Origin of the sequence: Nostoc sp. JL31 (genome assembly GCF_017114965.1) — a bacterium.
GTDB lineage: Bacteria > Cyanobacteriota > Cyanobacteriia > Cyanobacteriales > Nostocaceae > Nostoc > Nostoc punctiforme_A.
On record NZ_JABXKO010000003.1, the window covers coordinates 1 to 4,020 of the forward strand.

Here is a 4,020-nt window from a genome sequence, read left to right on the forward strand (position 1 = left end):
TATTTTTTAATTATTGTTTGATTATCCCACAAAGCTTATATTAAGGATAGGTCTAATCAGGAGAGCTAGTTGTGTTCATGGTAGATGAATGTCATTTACTCTGGGGAGACATAATAGGTTATGTCTGGGGAAAAACTAATGAACGAGTGACAATACCAGTAGTTAATGCTCGTGTTAAACAAACATATTTTGGTGCATTAGATTATAAAACCAAGGAATTTATCACCTATGCAGCAGAAAAAGGTAACTCTAAAAACACAATTAATTTTTTAGAATATCTCCGTCAACAACGACCATTAGCCAAACTTTTAATAGTTTGGGATGGTGCAAGTTATCATCGTTCACAAGAAATTCAAAATTATCTAGATTCATTAAATCGTGAATTGGAAAAAGAACAATGGTGGATTACCTGCTTGAGGTTTGCCCCAAATGCACCACAACAAAATCCTGTAGAAGATATTTGGCTGCAAGCAAAACGGTTAATTAGAGAGTTTTATTTTTTCTGTCATTCTTTTACCGTAGTCAAGGCGTTATTTGAGCTATCCATTCATTGTCAAATTTTTGACTTCTCCAAACTTCATGAGTATGGTGTTTTCTCATAAATGATTTAGGACTGCTATAGTCAAGATGCTAAAGCTTGATTATCCCTCTACCCAAGAACTGACTCGCTACAAACAAGAATATGAAATTACCCGCTCCCTCAATCTGCAAGGAGTCATCAAGGCATACAGCCAGCAGGAATATCAACGCACGCTTGTAATTTTACTAGAAGACTTTGGTGGAGAGTCTTTAGAACAATGGATGCACAAGTGTCCAGAGACATTCTCCCCCATGCCCTTATCTACTTTCCTCCGGCTTGCCATTGACATCACAGACATTTTAGGCAGAATCCATGCAGCTAATGTGATTCATAAGGACATCAACCCTGGCAACATTGTCCTCAATCCACATAGGGGTGTTGTAAAAATCATTGACTTTGGGATTGCCACCCGCTTTAACCGCACGAATCCAACTTTCAAAAGCCACTATGCTTTAGAAGGAACTCTCCTCTATCTGTCTCCAGAACAAACCGGGAGAATGAATCGTTTGCTCGATTACCGCACTGATTTCTATTCGCTGGGTGTCACCTTTTACGAACTGCTAACCGGACAACTGCCGTTTCCCACAACGGACATCCTTGAACTAGTGCATTGTCATATTGCTAAACAGCCACCTCCACCTCATGAATTGAATGTAACAATTGCCAAAGCAGTTTCAAATATAATTATGAAACTGATGGCAAAAAATGCCGAGGATCGCTATCAAAGTGCTTGGGGAATCAAAGCGGATTTAGAAATTTGTGCCGAACAATTAACAGAAGTTGGTGAAATTGATAATATTCAACTGGGTCTGCAAGATATTCGAGATCGGTTTCAAATACCTCAAAAACTCTATGGAAGAGACAAAGAAGTTGCAATGTTAGTAGCAACTTTTGAGCGCGTTGCTGCTTCACGAAATCATGCAGAAAATATTTCAGAACAGGAACAAAATAGCAACTCAACATTCCCAGTCGAAATGATGTTGGTATCTGGCTATGCTGGAATTGGGAAATCAGCGTTAGTGCAGGAAATTTATAAACCAATCACCCAAAAGCGGGGCTATTTTATCTCTGGGAAGTTCGATCAATTTCAGCGTAATATTCCCTACAGTGCGATCGCAGATGCTCTGCAAAAATTGATGCAGCAATTGCTTGGTGAAGCAGACGAACAAGTACAACAGTGGCGATCGCGTCTGCTTGCAGCTTTAGGAACCAACGGACAAATCATTATTGATGTCATCCCAGAAGTTGAGTTAATTATTGGCAAGCAGCCACCTGCGCCGGAAGTTGGCGCAACTGAAGCTCAAAATCGCTTCAATCGGATCTTTCAATCGTTTGTACGGGTGTTTTGTGACAAGTCACATCCCCTAGTTATTTTTCTAGATGATTTGCAGTGGATAGACTCAGCAACGCTGAAGTTAATCGAGTTGATGCTGCTAGATGAGCAAATCCAATCTCTATTTTTAATTGGAGCATATCGAGATAATGAGGTAAATTCAACGCATCCACTGGCGTTAATGCTAGAAAGACTGCGAAAACAAGGAGTAGTTTTTCAAGAAATTATCCTGACACCCTTAACGCTGGAACTGTTGAATCAGTTAATTGCCGAGACGCTACATCAAAATACTGACAATGTTCATTCTTTGGCTGAGTTAGTGCTGCGTAAAACTGAGGGCAATCCTTTCTTTGTCAATGAATTTTTGAGAATGCTGTATAGCGAAAATTTGTTGACCTTTGACCTCCCTCAATCCCCATCCCCCCTTGGTAAGGGGGGACAGAGGGGGGTAGGGGGATGGCAATGGAATATTGCTCGAATACAAGCCCAAAATATTACCGATAATGTTGTAGAATTAATGTTGGTAAAGTTGAATAAACTACCAAAGTCCACACAGCAAATTATCCGATTAGCGGCTTGTATTGGAGCTGAATTTGATTTAGATGTTTTATCGATTGTTTGTGATAAATCACCTCAATTAGTTTTTCTGGATTTACTCGCAGCTTTACAAAATGGATTAATTCAACCCCTATCTGAATTAGATGAAAACTTGTTAATTAAAGAGCATAAGTTTCTGCACGATCGCGTACAGCAAGCAGCTTATGCTTTAATTGATGAGGCGCACAAACAAGTTGTTCATTTACAAATTGGGCATAATCTCCTCGAAAAAACCTTGCCAGAGCAACTATCAGAACGAATATTTGAAATTGTCGATCATCTCAATCATGGGATTGAGCTGATTACCGAGCAATCCGGACGCAATGAAATTGCGCGATTAAATTTAATCGCAGGTCAAAAAGCAAAAGCAGCGATCGCCATTCAAAATGCCAAACTCTACTCCAAGTTACGCGCTAGCGAAAGTCAGATGGCTCAATTCCTGGAAGCGGTGCCGGTAGGAATTGGAGTTGTGGATGCACTGGGTCGCCCTTGCTACGCCAATCAACAGGTAATTCAACTATTGGGCAAAGGGATTATTCCTGATGCGACACCAGAGCAACTTGCAGAAATTTATCAACTTTATCTAGCCGGGACAGAGCAACCATATCCCATTGAGAACTTGCCAGTGATGCAGGCGTTGAAAGGTGATCGCACCAGAATTGACGATTTAGAAATTCGCCAAAACAATGCAATCATTCCAGTTGAAGGGTGGGGAACTCCAGTTTTTGACGAACAGGGCAATGTGATTTATGCAATCTCAGCTTTTCAAGACATTACAGAACGCAAGCAAGCAGAGCAACTGTTAGCCGATTACAACCGCACCTTAGAGCAACAAGTAGCCCAACTAACGGCGGCTTTACAAGCAAGCGAAGCCGCACTGCGCCATCGAGAACAAGAATTACGATTGATTACCGACGCTCTCCCCGTTTGTATCTGTTATATAGACACAGATAAACATTATCGATTTGTCAACCGCACCTATGAAGATTGGTATGGCTATAGTCGAGATAAAATTCTGGGTAAGCAGGTTTGGGAAGTCATGAGTGAGACAGCTTATCAAATTATTGAACCGTACATTAATCAAGCCCTAGCAGGACAAATTACAACCTATGAGGCGAAGTCCCTTTGCCGATAGGTAAAAAGTATATTGCTGTCACCTCCATTCCCGATTTTGATCGCCACGCTCAAGTCAAAGGATACTATGGTCTGATTGCAGATATTAGCGAACAGCGCAACGCTGCACTACGGGAACGCCAACGTGCTGAAAAATCATCAATTCTACAAGAGCGCAACCGTATGGCTAGAGAAATCCACGATACACTAGCCCAGGCTTTTACTAGTATCATCGTTCACTTAGATGCTGCCTCCCAACGTCTTATCCTCGATCCAGATGCCGCCCAGTCACACCTAAAAACAACGTGAGTTCGACGGGTAGGAAAGCGCAAAAAGCCTGCCATGTTTGGATCTGCTCAACTAAGTATAGAAAAAAGCGATCACTACAATTGATTGA

2 protein-coding genes and 1 pseudogene are annotated in these 4,020 nt (G+C 41.3%); all 3 read left to right on the top strand.

Going from position 1 to position 4,020, the window contains the following annotated elements:
* Positions 1-56 precede the first annotated feature (56 nt).
* Positions 57-602: pseudogene (locus HWQ43_RS00040) on the top strand (transposase); the annotation flags it as partial.
* A gap of 25 nt (positions 603-627) precedes the next feature.
* Positions 628-3,645, top strand: a complete 3,018-nt coding sequence (locus tag HWQ43_RS00045; protein ID WP_366932759.1) for an AAA family ATPase — start codon at positions 628-630, stop codon at positions 3,643-3,645.
* Entirely contained in the window at positions 3,636-3,932 is a 297-nt protein-coding gene (locus HWQ43_RS33655; protein ID WP_366932760.1) for a histidine kinase, read from the top strand. The genes HWQ43_RS00045 and HWQ43_RS33655 overlap by 10 nt, the downstream gene beginning before the upstream one ends.
* The last annotated feature ends 88 nt before the right edge of the window (positions 3,933-4,020 follow it).